The sequence below is a fragment of the Methanolobus zinderi genome (genome assembly GCF_013388255.1).
GTDB lineage: Archaea > Halobacteriota > Methanosarcinia > Methanosarcinales > Methanosarcinaceae > Methanolobus > Methanolobus zinderi.
On sequence record NZ_CP058215.1, the window covers coordinates 1,572,173 to 1,588,892 of the forward strand.

Sequence of the window (16,720 nt, forward strand, 5' to 3'; positions counted from 1 at the left end):
ATACGCCGGCTTGCCCTATCTTTTTTCATACACATCTCCCGTATCAAGGTTTTCAATTCTGTGTGCCTGCATTATCTTTCCCAGAATGCCCAGTTTTTCTCCGTTTGTCATCGAGCCTTTGATACGTAAACTGTCTTTTCTTACTACAGGACAGATCCCGGAATAGACAATTACCAGCCTGTGGTCATTGTGGTCAACTGAAAAGATACTCATGTATTTGTTATTGAGCCAGCCGAACACAATGATAATCGGTATTCCCAGAAAAAATGTAGCCTTATTGACGATGTTTGAGTCTGTTAATGCGTAAGCTTCTATTGTTTTTTTGCTCATTGTTTGCCGTAACCCTCAACTATATATCCTGGATCTTTTAGATTAATTTTTAAATATGGCTAAAGTATTTACATTTTATGGCCAACGTTCAAACAATGTAATAAGAAAAAAGGACAAAAAATAATCAATCGTTATAGGCATCATATATCTGCCAGACCCAGACAATGAATCCAAGTAGATAGCCGATCAGTATAAACTGCAAAAACCAGCATATAACCAGCGCGATCCATATGCCGATGGCCTTGAGCACCTGGCCCTTTACAAGCTGACCCAGTCCGGGAATGAAAAATGAAAATATTGCAGGGACACCATACGTCTTCTTTTGATTCATGTTTACGCTCATACTAGACCCCCTTTGAGGCAATAATTATATCTATAAATGTAATGCCATTAAAACGCTCGCATTCATAATAATTATCCACTCTTCAGCCTGATACGGAATGTACTTAAAGGTACGCGTTAACATTTTCGTGCACAATTACGGCATCCTGCCTGTAAATAGCCAGTACTGTTTTTCCATCTCGTGATTTCATTGTAGGGACAATATGATAGGGATTTCCGTCAATATCAATTGTCCCGAGCAGAAGGTTCTTATGAATCGTTAGATGTACACTGCTGTTTTCCATACCGCTTACCTTTCCCCGATATACATGGAATTCCGGCCCTCTAAGGATAAAAATCCCGGAATCATTGATGATTTTTATCTTCCGTTGATCCTCATCTATCACCTGTTCTACAAGTTCCAGCTTTAGTTGATTATCAGGCAGCTTTAAAATTATCCCACCTTTAGAAACAGATTCGTTGAAACTATCGGGATCCAGAGTAATGATAACCGTATCAAAAGGCCAGACGTCAATTATCCCGGAAGTACTTTTTTCAATATTGCTCATGGGCACTTCCCGGATAACAGGTTCATAAGCATTTTCCTGTAATGTACTAATTGCCATTAAGGATACAGGTATAAAAAGCAAAAAAACTAAAATTTTCAAATAAAAACTATATTGCATTCCATTCAAACCTTTTACAGATAATTAGTACAGATAGTTAATATAGTATAATACATCGAACAAATAATTTAGTGCTGATATAATTTACCGATTCTGTCAGATTTAAAAAAAATAAAATCCAGATCTTGTAAAAATGGCTGCATATTAAGTTTCAAAACACTTTTAAAATCCTATTCAAATATTAGATTGGGGAATTTAATGCCATATGATAAGAATTCAGAATTACCGGATAGTGTGAAGGGAAATCTTCCGAAACACGCCCAGGATATCTACAGGAAAGCTTTCAACAGCGCATGGGATGAGTACAAAGACCCATCGGACAGAAGAGGAGATGCATCAAGGGAAGAGACAGCGCACAGGGTTGCCTGGAGTGCTGTGAAGAATGAATATGAGAAGGACTCTGACGGAAACTGGGTGAAAAAAGACTGAAATAGTGGAATTGACCCTGAAGGAATCTTACAAAAGAATTACCTGTAAAAAAGAAAGGACAGAAACCTGTCCTTTTCAAAATTTAGTTCTGTCTGATCTTCCTACTGACAAAGAATGCAACAGTAACAAAGACAAGGCTCATCACAGTATCAAACCCAGGAGTACTCTTCTCTTCTGCAGGCATGGACTCTACAGGTTCATCTTCTGGAAATTCTGCTATTGCAGACTTTTCTTCTTCAGTAGTTGCTTTTACTTCATCACCAATGACACTGAAGATAGAGAATCCCTGTGTTTCTGCAACAAAGTAGAGGAACTCATCATCTTCATTAACTCTGTCGGTTGGCAGCTTTTCCCATTCTCCTTCATGATATCTTGCCATGCGGATCGTTGCAGGGTCAAGATTATTCTCCTGAATCCATTCTCTGCTTACCCTGAAATTGATCAGGATATTTTCAGCGTTCTGGCTGGAGATGGTTCCCTGCTTTCCAACATCAATGCTCAAGAGTTGATATGAATCTCCAACTGGAGAAGGAGTGTTGTCAGGAGAATCTGAGAGGACCTGCACGCTGGCAACAACAAGACCTTCATTGTCCTTTGCATCAAATTTTATAGAGACAACAGGGCTTTCTGTCTGAGATAGGTCATACTCGATACTGGAACCACCAAGAATATGCTGCATTGAGCTGTGGGTAGATGCAACGATCTCAGATGGCTGGCTGACAGGAATAGACCTGCGACTGCTGGAATCACTTGAGCTGCCAGAATCTTCTACAGGTGCATTCACGATGATGTAGCCGGTCATAGTTGTGACATTACTGCCACCTACATTGCTTGCGTTTAGACTGACAGTGTAAGTACCTGCAGCTGAATAGGTATGTGTAGGATTCTGACTAGTTGCTGTAGTTCCGTCACCGAAATCCCATTCCCATGTAGTAGGTCCGTTTGTTGACAGATCAGTGAAGGTCACTGTAAGTGGAGTTGTGCCTGAAGTGATATCGGTTGTAAAGTTGGCAACAGGAGCAACAGCTACAGTTATATAATCTGTTACTGAGATGTTATTGTTTCCACCAACGTTACTTGCATTCAAACTAACATTGTATGCTCCTACCGTTGAATAGGTATGTGTAGGATTCTGCTCAGTTGAAGTGTTTCCATCTCCGAAATTCCACTCCCATTCAGTAGGCCCGTTTGTGGACTGATCACTAAAGCTTACGGTAAGCGGGAGTGCTCCGGAAGTAACATTCGATGTGAAGTCAGGTACTGGAATGTTAGCTACAGTGATGTAGCTATTTATAGTTTTATTGTTGCTTCCGCCTATGTTGCTTGCGTTCAGACTGACATTGTATGTACCTACTTCTGAATAAGTATGGATTGGATTCTGCTCGGTGGAAGTACTTCCATCTCCGAAGTTCCACTCCCATGAAGTTGGCACATTCTCAGATAGATCCGTGAAAGCTACCGAAAGTGGGTTTGCTCCGGATGTTACATTGGACGTGAAGTTAGCAACCGGAGTGTCGGCTACTGTAATGTAAGTGTTTACAGTTTTATTGTTGCTTCCACCTACGTTACTTGCGTTCAAGCTAACGTTGTAAGTACCTGCAGCTGCATATGTATGGATAGGATTCTGTTCAGTAGATGTACTTCCATCTCCGAAGTTCCATTCCCATGAAGTTGGTTCATTCTCAGACTGATCTGTGAAAGCGACCGAAAGTGGATTTGTTCCGGAGGTTACATTTGCAGTAAAATTTGAAACCGGCTCAACTGCTACTGTAATGTAGCCAATTAAAGTTTTTGTGTTGCTTCCAGCAATATTGCTTGCATTTAAGCTGACATTATAGGTTCCTGCAGTTGTATAAGTGTATATCTGATTTTGACCAGTTGCATTATTTCCATCACCGAAATCCCATTCCCATGATGTAGGATCATTTTCAGAAATATCTGTGAAGTTGACTGTCAATGGAACTGATCCAGAGGTTACATTTGCAGTAAAGTTTGAAACAGGAATGTCTGTTACTATAATGTAATCAGATATAGTAGTTGTATTGTTCCCTCCGGCATTAGTGGCAGTCAGATTAACAGTGTAAGTACCTGCTTCTGAATAAGTGTATACCGGGTTTTGTTCGGTTGAAATATCACCGTTTCCGAAATCCCATTCCCACGAAGTTGGTTCGTTGGTTGATAAATCAGTGAAATTAACTGAGAGTGGAGTTATACCAGAAGTTACATTTGCAGTGAAATTAGCGACTGGAGTTTTGGCTACCTCAATGTTCTGTATAATGCTGTTGTATCCTTTTGAATTATATGCTTGCAGAGTTACCTGGTAAGTACCGATTCCGTCATAGGCATGTGTGGGGTTTTGTTCTGTAGAAGAAGCGGTTGTCAATTTCCAGACATCGTTGAAATAATTGGATCCACCATCATCGCCACCCATGAACATGATGCTCCCGTCGTTAAGAGCAATGGTATTGAGATATCGTCTACCAATCCAGTCGCCCGTGGAATTGATCTCAGTCCAGGTTGCACCTTTATCATTTGAGTGCCAGGTGTCATTAAAATAACCATTTGAATCCTTGCCACCCATGAGTACTATACTACTATCAGGAAGAGCAACACTTGAGTGATAGAATCTTCCTGACCAGCCAGAACTTGAATTTAATTCGGTCCATGTTATACCTTTATCCTCAGAGCGCCAGGTGTCATTTAAAAAATTGTTATTGGAATCGATTCCACCCATGAGTACTATACTGTCATCAGGCAGTGCAACACTAGTATGTTCTGATCTTGCTGACCAGTTGGCATTTGAGTTTACTTCGGTCCATGTTGCACCGAAATCTTCGGAAATCCAAGTATCGTTAAAAGAAGTGCCATCGGTAAAAGTATATCCGCCCATGAGTAAGATGCTATCATCAGAGAGGACAACACTGGAAGGTTGCTTCCTTGTAAGCCAACCTGAACTTGAATTCATTTCAGTCCATGTTAAACCATTATCAGTCGAGCGCCAGGTGTCATTTAAAAAATTGGTATTGGAATCATAACCACCAAAAAGTACGATACTTCCATCGGAAAGAGCAACGCTGTCATGCCATCTTCTTTCGGACCAACCTGAACTTGAATTAATTAGGGTCCATGTTACTCCATTATCTGTAGACCGCCAGGTGTCATTTTTAGAGGTGCTGAGGGCTGTAGCACCACCAGTGAGTAATATACTGCCATCAGGAAGAGTAACAATGCTATGTCCGGATCTTCCAGTCCAGTTGGCATTTGAGTTTACTTCGGTCCAAGAAGAATCAGAGAGATTATCCTCTCCAAAGTACCATGCCCATCCGGTAGGACCGTTAAGTGACAGATCGGTAAAGTCTACTGAAAATGGTGCTTCACCAGACGTTACGTTGGATGTAAAATCAGCCACAGGTGCTCCAATAGTTACAGAAATCAAATCAGCAAATGTGGTAATGTTAGATCCGTCTGAGTTGGATACCTTTAAGGTAACATTGTAAGTACCTGCTTCATTATAGGTATGCACAGGGTTCTGCTCAGTAGAACCTGCAGTTGAAAGGCTCCAGACATCATTTAAACGGCTCGCATTGTTACCGCCCATAAGTACAATTGTACCATCAGAAAGAAGGACACTGCTAGGATACTGTCTTGCAGACCACTCTGCACTTGAGCTAACTTCTTCCCATGTAGTACCGTTATCCGTTGATGTCCAAACATCATTAAGGTAAGAACCATCATTACCAGCCATAAGCACGATCGTGCCATCAGGAAGAGCAACACTGCTATGATATTGTCTTGCTGACCATTCGGCACTTGAGCTAACCTGCTCCCATGTCACACCTTTGTCAATTGACCGATAAACATCATTAAGAAGGGAACCCCTGTTTCCACCCATAAGAACAATGCTGTCATCAGGAAGTACAACTGTTTGCTGGCATTCTCTTGTACTCCATATGGCAGAATCAGTTATTTTTGACCAGGTTGTTCCACCATCGGTTGACTTATAAATATCATTTTTAAAATTTAAATCATAGCCACCCATAAGTAAAATAGTGTCATCTGAGAGAACAACGCTACTATGCTTGTTCCTTGCACTCCACATTGTACCAGAAGTAGTTAATTGAGTCCACGTTGCACCATTATCCACAGATTTCCAGACATCATTAAGGTTGGTACCATCAACATCTTTACCGCCCATTACTAAGATACTACCATCAGATAGAGCAACACTACTATGGTAAGATCTTGCAGGCCATGCACTTGTATTCATCAGATTCCAGGTTGTACCATTATCAGTTGATCTCCACACATCACTCAGCCGAGTACCACCCCCATAGCCACCCATTACTATTATAATTCCATCTGGTAGGACAACACTGGTGTGACCAAATCTTTCAAGCCATGCGCTTGAATTTATTTCATTCCAGGATGATGCTGACAGGTTTTCATCACCAAAATACCATGTCCAGCTTGTAGGACTGTTAGTTGACAAATCCGTGAAATCAACTATCAACGGAAAAGTACCAGATGTTGTGTTTGCTGCAAAGTCTGCTGTAGGAGTTGCTGCAAAAGCTGTTCCTGAAAGCATTATTGAAAAAGCAATAACTGCTAACAATATCGATAAAATTGTTTTTTGATTCATTTTTGTGTCCCTGTTTTTTATTGAATATGAGCGAATGTATATTTTAATATTATATAAAAAGAAGGTATAATATTTAAGGAGTATACTGATAGTAATTCTTCCAAAAGCAACTTAAGTTTTAAGCTTAAAAAATAGATGATACACATAAAAGAATTATACATTAATATTGTGTGATTCAAAACCTCGGATTCAATTTATTCCAACAGAGCAGCAAAATAATTGAAAAGAGTTATAATTAAACTATTTTACAGAGAAGAGTATAACATCAGTTAATGTCAGAAGAGGCAGAATCTGAAGAAGAAGTTCTCGAAACTGAGAATTTCTCGGAACTTATCAAGTACACCATTCCTGGATATATCATAGGCTTGGTTCTTGGAATTTCGCTGGATAGTCTCGGATACCAGCGCAGTCCTATTGGTCAGTGGCTGGTACGTACTTTTGCAGGAGAAGGAGAGAGTATACTTGAAGGAGTTTACTCAATCCGCCAGCTGTTGAGTAATGCTACAGGTAGCATGGCTGAAGCCTATGGATGGGGAAAACTGTTCGGGCTGGCCGTTCCCTGGGTAATCGATCTTGGCAGCCGCCTTGCGGGAGTGAATGTTTACGGGGTTGAAGGATTTTACATACCATATTTTTACGCCCTCAGCGACCAGATAGGAGCTAATATCTCGGGAATGCTTTACCTGAAACGTAAAGAAGGTGGCTGGAACAGGGGATTTGAACGATACATTCACCACCCTGTCATGCTTGCAAGTCTGGCAGTCATACTTGTAGTCCCGGCAGGACTTCTGTTTGCCCGTATCATCGGATTTAGTCCGACAACTCAGACCTTTACAGCTTTTGAAACAATAGTTGCCAACCTCTGCTGGATCCCACCGTTTGTCGGCTGGTTTATTGAAAGAAGACGCTGAAATTTTGCATTTCAGGTACTGCTGAAAATCACCAAAAATAACAGTACTAGAGAATACTTAAATAGAAGTGATCCATACATATGTAGTGTTAAGACTACATATGCAGGTATATATAATTCCTGCAGACAAAGAGGTGTAAAAGTGAAAAGAGTAACAGCAATACTCCTTGCAGGAATGCTTATTGCAGTTGTTGCGGGAGCAGGCATAGTAAGTGCAGATGCCGGAGATGCCGAAGAGGATGGATTCTTCGGACCAATGTATAGGTGGGCTAACAATATGAGAGGCGGATTCGCAGGCTGTCCGTATTTCGGATCATATGCTACTGATGATGCCACATATACAAGTGTAGAGCCGGAAGTTACAACAGTTGAAGAAGCAATAACAATCGCCGAGGAAGAGACCGGCCAGGACATTCTGGAAGACAATGTCTACCAGATGGGCAGATGGTGGATCTTTTACTACACAGAGGATGATGTAGTTAAACAGGGACGCATTGACATCTACACTGGTGATGTTATAGAGGATTTTACAGAGAATACAACTTACCAGCAGCAGTACAATCAGAATAGCCGTAATTTCCGTGGCGGCGGATATGGTGGCGGATGCTATGGTGGTGGATACAGATACTAAACTGTATCCCCTTAACATGTTTTTAGAGGAGGAGCGAAGATACTAATATAAAGTGCCTCCATATACTTTTAAAAAATGATTCACAGAGGTAATTGAGATGATGGGCACCGGCACCGGCATGTATGGATTTTCTATTTGGGGACTGCTTTTGAATATACTTGTTATTCTTGTAATTGTCGGGTTGGCATTCTTTCTAATAAACAGATCTGATTTTGTAAGTTCCGGAAACAACGAACGACTGGCCAGACTGGAAAAGGATGTCGAAGATATTAAGAAGATGGTTGAGGATATAAAGGAAAAACTTGATGAGATCTGATCCTTCCGATCCCAATACAGGATATTTCAAAAACAGGTACATGATTCCCGATGACAATGACACTACAGGAAATTATAACGGTTGGAGAAGCCATTTCACACCCTGTAAGACTAAAGCTATTGTATCTACTTTCCGAGCGGGAGAGATACATCTATGAACTTTCCAAGGATCTGAAACTCTCCCGCCAGGTTGTACAGTTGCACTTAAAACGTCTTGAGAAAGCAGGATTTGTAGAAAGTGATCTGAGACTCGAAGAAGATGACAACAGGGCTAAAAAGTTCTTCAAACTGAAGGAATTCGACGTAGCCATCGGAATGGATGACCTGTGCAAGATCTTTGAATGATTTTTTTATCACACTTTTCTATGGCTTTGACCTTATAAGCCTGAACACATCACCCAATGCAAGATTTTTTACTTCAGTAACATGAAGCCCGGCCTTTTTTACATTTTCAACTGTCCTGCGGTTAATATTAACTCCTGTAAGACCTCTTGTAACAGGATTGAAGGTATCCTCGACAAGTGATATCAGCCTGTTCTCACTTCTCATATGCTCAATATTCATCACTTCGCCATCTGGTTTGCATACACGTCGCATCTCTTCCAGTGATCTGACCGGGTCCGGTATCGAGCAAAGCACGAAAGTCGTTATCACATGATCGAAGCTATCGTCCTTAAAAGCCAGATTCTCTGCATCCATAATGAAAAGAGAGATATTGTGCCTGCCTTCGAGTCGTTTCTTTGCATGTGACAGCATTTTCTCACTGATATCTATTGCAATTACCTCACAATCATCAGGATAGTATTGCAGGTTCTTCCCGGTTCCCACGCCGATCTCAAGCACCTTCCCGGACAATCCCGAAAGGAATTCCTGCCTCCATTCTGCGTAGCGCAGATGTTCCGCGGGAATCTCCATCATATCATAGACATAGGAAAAGCGGTTATACTTTGAGATGATCGACATGCATTATTCTATGTAAACCCTGACTTAAAAACCAGTCGCGCTTATTTTTTGCAAATAAAATCCCTGAAAAATAACTTAAACCATCAGGAAAGTCATTTGTTTAAGGTTTAAGGGAAGATGTTAAAGCATGGCAACAAAACAGGAAGAATTCTGGAAAAGGGATAACTTTGCGGTTATCACCGATGGCACAAAACCGGCACTTAAATGGGCCATTGACGAGCTCCGAAAAAGAGATAAGAACATATATGTGGTGGACCTCTCGGAAAAGCCTGCATCTGGTTCACTTACCAGTATCTCAGATTTACCCGACAAAGTCGAAAACGTGATCATAGGAATAACTACAACCGAGCCCGCCAGGATCATAGAGGAACTTGCAGCAAAAGGCATAACCGATTTCTGGGTTCACTGGAAAACCGATACATGTGATGTGGAGCACCTGACCTATGATCCCGAACTGGATATAATAACAGGAAGATGTCCGATGATGTATCTCGGGAAATCCATGAGCATACATGGTTTCCACAGGATCATTGCACGCTCCCTTGGTAAATATTGACAGAAAATGTATCAGAACATAGTTAAATCTGGCGTGGATTTCAGCTAACTGAAAAACTATAATAGCAAACATGCCTAAAGTTAATTGGTGAGTGGATGGTCAATACCCTATCCCATTTAGGCATCGGGCTCCTTATAGCTACAGTTGCGGGACTGAACGGCAGGCAAAGAAAAATCGTAGCCTTTCTGGCAATAATGCCTGACCTTGACTTTTTTTCTGATGCCCTGTTAACATTTATTGGAGGAAGCTTCAGTCACCAGACCTATGTAAATCTGTATTATGTTTTTGGCCACAGGGAATTTTTTCACTCTCCCATGTTCATTCTCATGATCACTGCACTATTATGGATCTACAGCAAGGACAAAAGGTTTACTGCTGCAGGGTTTGCTGCAATTTTCAGCCATTTCTATCTGGATTATGCAACTACCTGGAAAATGAGACCGCTTTTCCCTTTTTCAGATGAATCAAGCATCATGGGTGCCTTCGATTCATTTGATCCCATCGTTATGATAGTCTCCCTGATACCCATATACTTCCTGGTAGCAGAAGAGCTCAAAAAAAGGAAGGTCATTGGAAGTGTACCGGGAATCAGTCTTGATTCAAGCCACTACAGACGATTAAGAACAGACCGCATACTTCTCGCGATATTGATAATATGGTGTGTCATTACCCCTGCATCGAAGGCTTTACTTGTGGACCGTGTTTCGGAAATCGAAGGTTATGATATAAGCTACCAGAATTCCTACCCAACTTACTTTGGAAGTTTCCTTTCTGCTTATCCTTATAACGAGACACACTACAAGGTAATGGAAATTAATTACTGGAACGGAGTGGAGAGGAGCATGTTCACGCCCATTATATCAGAGGATGGTGCGGATGAAAATCTGGAATACATGGTACTTGCAACCCGACTCTATGATTCCGCCCCTTTTCAGGAGATAGATTATACGGTTTACAGCATCACCAATAACGAAGAAACAGTAACTGTCACCCTGCGGGATGCCAGAAATCCGTTTGCCATCTTCTGGACCTATTTCCGGACAGAGTATATCTTCGAGTTCGACAGGGATACTAAAGATTACACCGCCTATGTAGAAAGAGAAACAGTGTACCGGCAGGAGGCTCCTGACAACTGGTTCTGGATACCATTTTATTCAATGTACATGGCATTCTTCTTTTGACTACATAGTATGAACAAACATGAACATCTTTAAGAAAAATTACACAGACGGTTTATATATGTGTTCATGTAATCTGGATGTTAGAAGCAAACAAGGAGATATATGTTTTGAGGGAAAATATAATCGGCCTGGTTATGGATGTAAAAGTCCATGAGTTCGTCAATAAAGACACATGGCATCTGCATCTGGCACTTCATGTAAATGACACTCTTGTGGGTGTATCATCTGCCAACCTTGGCAGCTCAAGATACGACTATGAGACTGTGGTTGCTGCACTGCAGAGTTTGAAAAATGATTATTATAACGCCATCGGATCCCCGATGAGATACTCAGAGGGGAAACTGGTCTACCTTCCCGCCGATCAGGGTCAGGGAACACGCAGACCGGAGCTTACGGGCATAAAATACGAGAACAATGTCCATGCGAGCGACCCCACGGTGGCTTTATCACACTAATATAAATGTTGGCATCCAAGACTCCCCTCAGATAAATGTACACTCCTAAACCAAACAATCATATGTTTGCTTTCATGAATGCCAACATTTATATTTTATTTCAATTTTTTTTTAATTTTGTTTCCTGCTTTCAGGACAAGCTATATAAGAATGCATTCACACTATTATTATAGAGAGTAGTGGGAACATGCTGGAAGAAGACGATCTGGACCACATGATAATGGCAAAGCCATCCGAGCGTGAGCGCGTTAAAATGGAGCATGAGTTCATGCATAAAGCAGCCTCACATCCCGTCCGCAGACAGCTTATCAAAAAAATAGGTGCTTTCGGATCGACAAAGGATGAGATCCAGCAGGATACTGATATCGACGACAAGTTATTCAAATACCATACTGAATACCTGATGAACGGTGATCTCCTGAACCTTGTGAACGGAAAATATTTCCTGACCGAGAAGGGGCTTGAACTTCTTTCTAACATAAACTGACATTCATAAAAGTGTGGTCATGCCTATGACCGTTAAAAGTATACCAATCGGCTTACTAATAATATCTTTCATCATTTCGGGCTTTATTCTGTTTTCCGGCTGTATAGATGAAAGTGACACTCAGCAGACTTACAATACCTCGGCGGAAGTTACCGAATATGAGGGACGGGAACTGACACCTATCTCCGAGCAGCGCAATAATGCGATCAGAGGAACTCAGCAGATCGATCCTGACACATATAAACTGCGGGTATACGGTATGGTGGACAATCCCATGAACATCAGTTATGACCAGTTGACAGCCTATCCTTCTGATACCAGATTTGTAAGGCTGGACTGTGTGGAAGGCTGGGGTTTTGATGCCATATGGACAGGTGTGACACTGAACACTATCTTTGAAGAGGCACAGGTACAGGAAAACGCCACTAACGTCATATTCTACTGTGAAGACGGTTATTCCACATCACTTGAACTCGACTACCTGGCAGACAATGACATTATGCTGGCATATGAACTCAATAATGTAACCCTGCCACCTGAGAGAGGATTCCCCATACAGGTTGTTGCCGAAGACAAGTACGGATACAAATGGGCTAAATGGGTCACAGGCATAGAAGTAACCGATGAACCATACGAAGGGTACTGGGAAAAGGTAGGTTACAACAATAATGCCGATGTTGGCGGACCTGCTTTCGGATAAGCTCAAAACCTATCGTGGAATTATTCATGTAATGATTCTCTATTATTTTACCTGATCTAACAAAACGTTAATTTATACTGACCGTGAATATCTAGCCGATGGATACGATCATATCGGCTCGTGGAATCAGCAAGAGTTTCGGAAAACATAAGGTACTCAGGAATATAGACCTGGAACTCAAAAAAGGCGTATCTCTGGCGATATTCGGCCCCAACGGTGCGGGAAAGACAACTCTTCTGAAAATACTATCGACCATAATCACTCCCACGCAAGGGGATGTGATCATAAATGGCATCGATATTAAAAAAAATCCATCCGGAGCCAGAGAACTGATAGGCGTGATATCGCATGAAAGCTACCTGTACGATGAACTCACGGCAAGGGAGAATCTGCGGTTCTTCAGTAAGATGTATGGGATGGAAAAGGACCTGCTAGAAGAACGTATCAACGAACTTCTGGAACAGGTTGACCTGCAAAAAAGAGCTGATGATCGGGTAGGTTCTTTTTCCCGCGGAATGAAACAGCGTCTTTCCATTGCAAGAGCACTGGTCCACAGACCTGTGATACTCTTTATGGACGAGCCGTATACCGGACTTGACCAGAGATCAGCAGAGGCTTTTGAGAATGTGCTGAGGATGCTGGATAAGGACAATGTGACAAAAGTAATGGTATCCCATAACATCGAAAGAGCAGTACAGTTATGTGACCGGCTTATGATAATGGACAGCGGAGAGATAGTATACGACAGCACCACAGAGCAAATAGAGAGTATTGATGAGTTCAAGAAGAATTACTCTTCACTGGTCTGCACCGATACTGATGTGGAAGGCATTACAAACCTTCAATAAAAACGGAGTAAGACATGTTAAGAAGTCTCCATATTGCAGCAAAGGACCTGAAGGCCGAATTCAGGACAAAACAGATGCTTAACTCCATGGTCATCTTTTCTGTGCTGGTCATAGTTATCTTCAGCATTTCCTTCGGAGACCTGTTGGGTCAGCAGGAGATAGTGGACAGGCTTGCTCCAGGAGTGCTCTGGATTGCTTTTATCTTTGCAGGAACACTCGGACTTGCACGCTCCTTTGCAGCGGAGATGGAAAATGGTTGCCTTGAAGGCCTCAAACTCTGCCCTGTGGACAGGGGTGCGATCTATACAGGGAAAACAATATCAAGCGCAATTATAATGTTTGCTGTGGAGATACTGACAATTCCTGTTTTTATCGTGCTGTTCAATTATAACATTCAGAATATAGCCGGCCTTGCTTTGGTAGTAATTGCAGGGACATTCGGCTTTATAACCGTGGGAACCCTGCTCTCAGCCCTTACTGTGAACACACGCACAAGGGAGATCATGCTCCCCATATTGCTGCTTCCACTTGTGATACCTGTGATAATCCCTGCAGTGATGGCAACCGGAAAGATACTCACGGGCGGGAGCATAGGCGATATCTCCTCAGAGCTCAGGCTGCTGCTTGTGTATGACCTGATATTCTTTGCAGTGGGTCATCTGGTGTTCGAATACACGATTCAGGATTGAAACTGAAAAGTCAGTAAGTACCAAAAGCGTTTAAATAAAAAGCATCAGTAATGCCACAGGAGACAAAATGTTCTTGGACAGGAAAATGGAAAGATTGATTGCCGCTGCTGCCGGAGTGGTGATGCTGCTTGCTGTCTGGATGATATTCTTCTACCTGCCGGAGATGAGAAGCGGTTCCGGTGAAGTTCTTGAAAGCAGTTTCAGGATATTCTATTTCCACCTGCCAATAGCTTTCACATCCTATCTGGCTTTCTTAGTCGTTTTTATTGCAAGCATTTTCCAGCTTAAACAGAGCAGCAGGAAGTGGGATATAGTTGCTCTCTCGGCTGCCGAGGTGGGCATTGTTTTTGCTTCACTTGTGCTTATTACGGGTTCCATCTGGGCAAAAGCCACCTGGGGCTGGTACTGGATATGGGAACCCAGACTGACCACATCCCTCGTACTTCTGCTTGTGTACCTGGCATACCTGATGCTGCGCCAGGCTGTGGAGGAGCCTGAAAAGAGGGCACGACTTGCTTCGGTGTTTGGCATCATCGGTTTTGTCTCGGTACCTTTGAGCTTTTTCTCGGTCAGGCTCTGGCGCTCGGCACATCCCCTTATGTTCGGAGGATCTGCATACGGAAGCACCGGAGGAGGACTGGAGGGAAGCAGCCTGCAGCTCACACTTATTGTAAACCTGATAGCATTTATTCTTCTCTTTGCAGCCCTGCTGGTGTACAAGATCCGCAATGAGGAGATGAAAGAAGACATAGAGGACATCCATAGTTCACAGTAAGGGTGCCGGCTTCAAAAAAAATATAAGCCAGCGGACTCAATATTCCTTCATGTTATTCGAATCGATATCAATGTGTGGAATGGAGGTACCGAATCGTTTTGTACGCTCGGCTACCCATGAATGGATGGCTGAACCCGACGGTACACCGACTGACAGAATTGGGGACATGTATGAGGAGCTCGCTAGGAACGAGACAGGGATCATAATCACAGGCTATGCCTATGTGAATCCCATGGGAAAAAGTGATCACCGCCAGCAGGGCATCTATGATGACAGCTTTGTGGAAGATTACAAAAAGATAGTGTCCAGGGTTCACAAATATGATAGTAAAATAGTCTTGCAGGTAGTCCACGGTGGACGCCAGACACTGATAACCCCGGAGATTCCCTACTCTCTCGCACCATCGGCGGTCACCGAGAAAACACTGGGGATGACACCCGAGGAGATGAGCGAGAAGGAAGTCCAGGAAACGATAGAGGATTTTGCCAATGCCGTCAGAAGGGGAAAGGAAGCAGGATTCGATGCGGTCCAGCTTCACTGTGCACATGGCTTTCTGTTAAGCAACTTCATATCTCCCTACACCAACCGCAGGAAGGACAGGTGGGGAGGAAGCACAGAGAAGCGAACCCAGGTCATAGTTGATATTATCAAGCGTGCACGTGAGATGGTGGGGGATGATTATCCCATAATGGTCAAGTTGAACATGACAGATGGTTTTTCCGGCTCAAAGAAGAATACACTTGATGCTCCCGAGTCCATAGAGATAGCAAAGATACTGGCAGACAACGGCATATGTGCAATTGAGGTCAGTGGTGGCATCTCCGAAGCAGGTGACGAACTCTTTAGAACCAATATCGACTCGGAAGAGAAGGAAGCCTACTACAAGCATTACTCAAAGCAGATAAAAGAAGTGGTGGACGTGCCTGTAATCCTTGTGGGAGGTATCAGGTCAAAGAAGGTCATGGAAATGCTGCTTGATGAAGGATATGCAGACATGGTCTCCCTTTCAAGGCCCTTCATAGTCGAACCCGATCTTGTGCTCAAAATAAGGAAAGGGGAGATCGATGTTGTAAAGTGTGTCTCCTGCAACCTCTGTTCCGATAGCAGCGGCATAAAATGCAATTATGACTTCGGCGAATAAGGACAGGCTGCTGAAGAAGGTCCGAGCTTGAGAAGGTAGTCTACCAGTTCCCTGTGATCCTGCAGGACAAGGTCTGCCTTTGAAAGCTTTTCAGAATCAAGATAGGTAGGTACTGCTATACAGCAGAGACCTGCCTTTTTGGCAGATTCCACACCCATGGGTGCATTTTCAACTACAAGGCATTCATCCTTTGCAATACCGAGCTTTTCCACCGCCGTAAGGTATGGCTCAGGATGAGGTTTTCCGCGCTCAACATCATCTGCGCTAACAAGGATCTCGAAGATATCGGGAAACTCCCTGGCAATTATATCGTGAACAATCGGCCTGTCGGAGCCTGATACAACACACATGCGAAAATCATTGTTCATTGATAGCAGGCATTCTCTGAGTCCGTCGAAAACCTTCAGTTCCACTATCCTGTTGAATTCCCGGATGTATCTATCAACAATATCATGGATATCATAACCAGAGGCATCGCCGGTTTCCTTCTCGATCAGGTAGGTGACTATATCCACTGTCCTCTCACCCTCTCTTTCGAAGATATCCTGCTTATCCATCTTCACGCCGATCTGATCGAATATGTTCTGTACGGCTTGTGCATGATATGACATTGAATCCACGAGCACACCGTCCATATCGAATATTATAGCTTTTAGCACATATT

At 42.7% G+C, this 16,720-nt stretch carries 20 protein-coding genes; 14 read left to right on the forward strand and 6 right to left on the reverse strand.

Annotation, left to right across the window (positions count from 1 at the left end):
• Window positions 1-15: 15 nt before the first annotated feature.
• From HWN40_RS07710 to HWN40_RS07720, 3 genes are all read right to left on the reverse strand, one after another.
• Window positions 16-330 (reverse strand): hypothetical protein, encoded by a 315-nt coding sequence (locus HWN40_RS07710; protein WP_176965190.1) that lies wholly within the window; start codon window positions 328-330, stop codon window positions 16-18.
• A 124-nt stretch (window positions 331-454) separates the two neighbouring features.
• Window positions 455-661 carry a hypothetical protein gene (locus HWN40_RS07715; RefSeq protein WP_176966336.1) on the reverse strand — a complete coding sequence of 69 codons (207 nt, stop codon included), beginning with the start codon at window positions 659-661 and terminating at the stop codon, window positions 455-457.
• A gap of 115 nt (window positions 662-776) precedes the next feature.
• Window positions 777-1,277, reverse strand: a complete 501-nt coding sequence (locus HWN40_RS07720) for a hypothetical protein (protein WP_218165461.1) — start codon at window positions 1,275-1,277, stop codon at window positions 777-779.
• A 258-nt stretch (window positions 1,278-1,535) separates the two neighbouring features.
• Between HWN40_RS07720 and chaB the strand changes: the two genes are divergently transcribed.
• Window positions 1,536-1,766 (forward strand): putative cation transport regulator ChaB, encoded by a 231-nt coding sequence (chaB, locus tag HWN40_RS07725; protein WP_176965192.1) that lies wholly within the window; start codon window positions 1,536-1,538, stop codon window positions 1,764-1,766.
• 82 nt (window positions 1,767-1,848) lie between these two features.
• Here chaB and HWN40_RS07730 read toward each other — a convergent pair whose 3' ends face one another.
• On the reverse strand, window positions 1,849-6,405 hold the full coding sequence (locus HWN40_RS07730; RefSeq protein ID WP_176965193.1) for a PKD domain-containing protein: 4,557 nt from the start codon (window positions 6,403-6,405) through the stop codon (window positions 1,849-1,851).
• Between the two features lie 272 nt (window positions 6,406-6,677).
• Between HWN40_RS07730 and HWN40_RS07735 the strand changes: the two genes are divergently transcribed.
• From HWN40_RS07735 to HWN40_RS07750, 4 genes are all read left to right on the forward strand, one after another.
• On the forward strand, window positions 6,678-7,316 hold the full coding sequence (locus tag HWN40_RS07735; RefSeq protein ID WP_176965194.1) for a hypothetical protein: 639 nt from the start codon (window positions 6,678-6,680) through the stop codon (window positions 7,314-7,316).
• A 141-nt stretch (window positions 7,317-7,457) separates the two neighbouring features.
• Window positions 7,458-7,946: a hypothetical protein gene (locus HWN40_RS07740; protein WP_176965195.1), complete on the forward strand. Its 489-nt coding sequence runs from the start codon at window positions 7,458-7,460 to the stop codon at window positions 7,944-7,946.
• A gap of 97 nt (window positions 7,947-8,043) precedes the next feature.
• Complete coding sequence (locus HWN40_RS07745; protein WP_176965196.1) at window positions 8,044-8,262, forward strand: hypothetical protein; 219 nt, start codon at window positions 8,044-8,046, stop codon at window positions 8,260-8,262.
• A gap of 50 nt (window positions 8,263-8,312) precedes the next feature.
• A complete protein-coding gene (locus HWN40_RS07750) occupies window positions 8,313-8,606 on the forward strand; it encodes an ArsR/SmtB family transcription factor (protein ID WP_176965197.1) in 294 nt (97 codons plus the stop codon).
• A gap of 18 nt (window positions 8,607-8,624) precedes the next feature.
• Here HWN40_RS07750 and HWN40_RS07755 read toward each other — a convergent pair whose 3' ends face one another.
• On the reverse strand, window positions 8,625-9,224 hold the full coding sequence (locus HWN40_RS07755) for a class I SAM-dependent methyltransferase (RefSeq protein WP_176965198.1): 600 nt from the start codon (window positions 9,222-9,224) through the stop codon (window positions 8,625-8,627).
• Between the two features lie 127 nt (window positions 9,225-9,351).
• On the opposite strand from HWN40_RS07755, the gene HWN40_RS07760 reads away from it, so the two are divergent.
• The 9 genes from HWN40_RS07760 (at window position 9,352) to HWN40_RS07800 (ending at window position 16,056) form a co-directional block, all read left to right on the forward strand.
• Window positions 9,352-9,780 carry a hypothetical protein gene (locus HWN40_RS07760; protein ID WP_176965199.1) on the forward strand — a complete coding sequence of 143 codons (429 nt, stop codon included), beginning with the start codon at window positions 9,352-9,354 and terminating at the stop codon, window positions 9,778-9,780.
• A 95-nt stretch (window positions 9,781-9,875) separates the two neighbouring features.
• Window positions 9,876-10,961, forward strand: a complete 1,086-nt coding sequence (locus HWN40_RS07765) for a metal-dependent hydrolase (RefSeq protein ID WP_176965200.1) — start codon at window positions 9,876-9,878, stop codon at window positions 10,959-10,961.
• A 77-nt stretch (window positions 10,962-11,038) separates the two neighbouring features.
• Complete coding sequence (locus tag HWN40_RS07770) at window positions 11,039-11,416, forward strand: hypothetical protein (RefSeq protein ID WP_176965201.1); 378 nt, start codon at window positions 11,039-11,041, stop codon at window positions 11,414-11,416.
• Between the two features lie 187 nt (window positions 11,417-11,603).
• Window positions 11,604-11,903, forward strand: a complete 300-nt coding sequence (locus tag HWN40_RS07775; RefSeq protein WP_176965202.1) for a helix-turn-helix domain-containing protein — start codon at window positions 11,604-11,606, stop codon at window positions 11,901-11,903.
• 25 nt (window positions 11,904-11,928) lie between these two features.
• On the forward strand, window positions 11,929-12,603 hold the full coding sequence (locus tag HWN40_RS07780) for a molybdopterin-dependent oxidoreductase (protein ID WP_176965203.1): 675 nt from the start codon (window positions 11,929-11,931) through the stop codon (window positions 12,601-12,603).
• 98 nt (window positions 12,604-12,701) lie between these two features.
• A complete protein-coding gene (locus HWN40_RS07785) occupies window positions 12,702-13,451 on the forward strand; it encodes an ABC transporter ATP-binding protein (protein WP_176965204.1) in 750 nt (249 codons plus the stop codon).
• Window positions 13,452-13,465: 14 nt separating this feature from the next.
• A complete protein-coding gene (locus tag HWN40_RS07790) occupies window positions 13,466-14,140 on the forward strand; it encodes a heme exporter protein CcmB (RefSeq protein ID WP_176965205.1) in 675 nt (224 codons plus the stop codon).
• A gap of 67 nt (window positions 14,141-14,207) precedes the next feature.
• On the forward strand, window positions 14,208-14,915 hold the full coding sequence (locus HWN40_RS07795) for a cytochrome c biogenesis protein (protein WP_176965206.1): 708 nt from the start codon (window positions 14,208-14,210) through the stop codon (window positions 14,913-14,915).
• Window positions 14,916-14,964: 49 nt separating this feature from the next.
• Entirely contained in the window at window positions 14,965-16,056 is a 1,092-nt protein-coding gene (locus tag HWN40_RS07800; protein ID WP_176965207.1) for an NADH:flavin oxidoreductase, read from the forward strand.
• On the opposite strand, the gene HWN40_RS07805 is transcribed toward HWN40_RS07800, so the two are convergent.
• On the reverse strand, window positions 16,038-16,715 hold the full coding sequence (locus HWN40_RS07805) for an HAD family hydrolase (RefSeq protein ID WP_176965208.1): 678 nt from the start codon (window positions 16,713-16,715) through the stop codon (window positions 16,038-16,040). The two genes, HWN40_RS07800 and HWN40_RS07805, sit on opposite strands and share 19 nt — an antisense overlap.
• Window positions 16,716-16,720 lie beyond the last annotated feature (5 nt).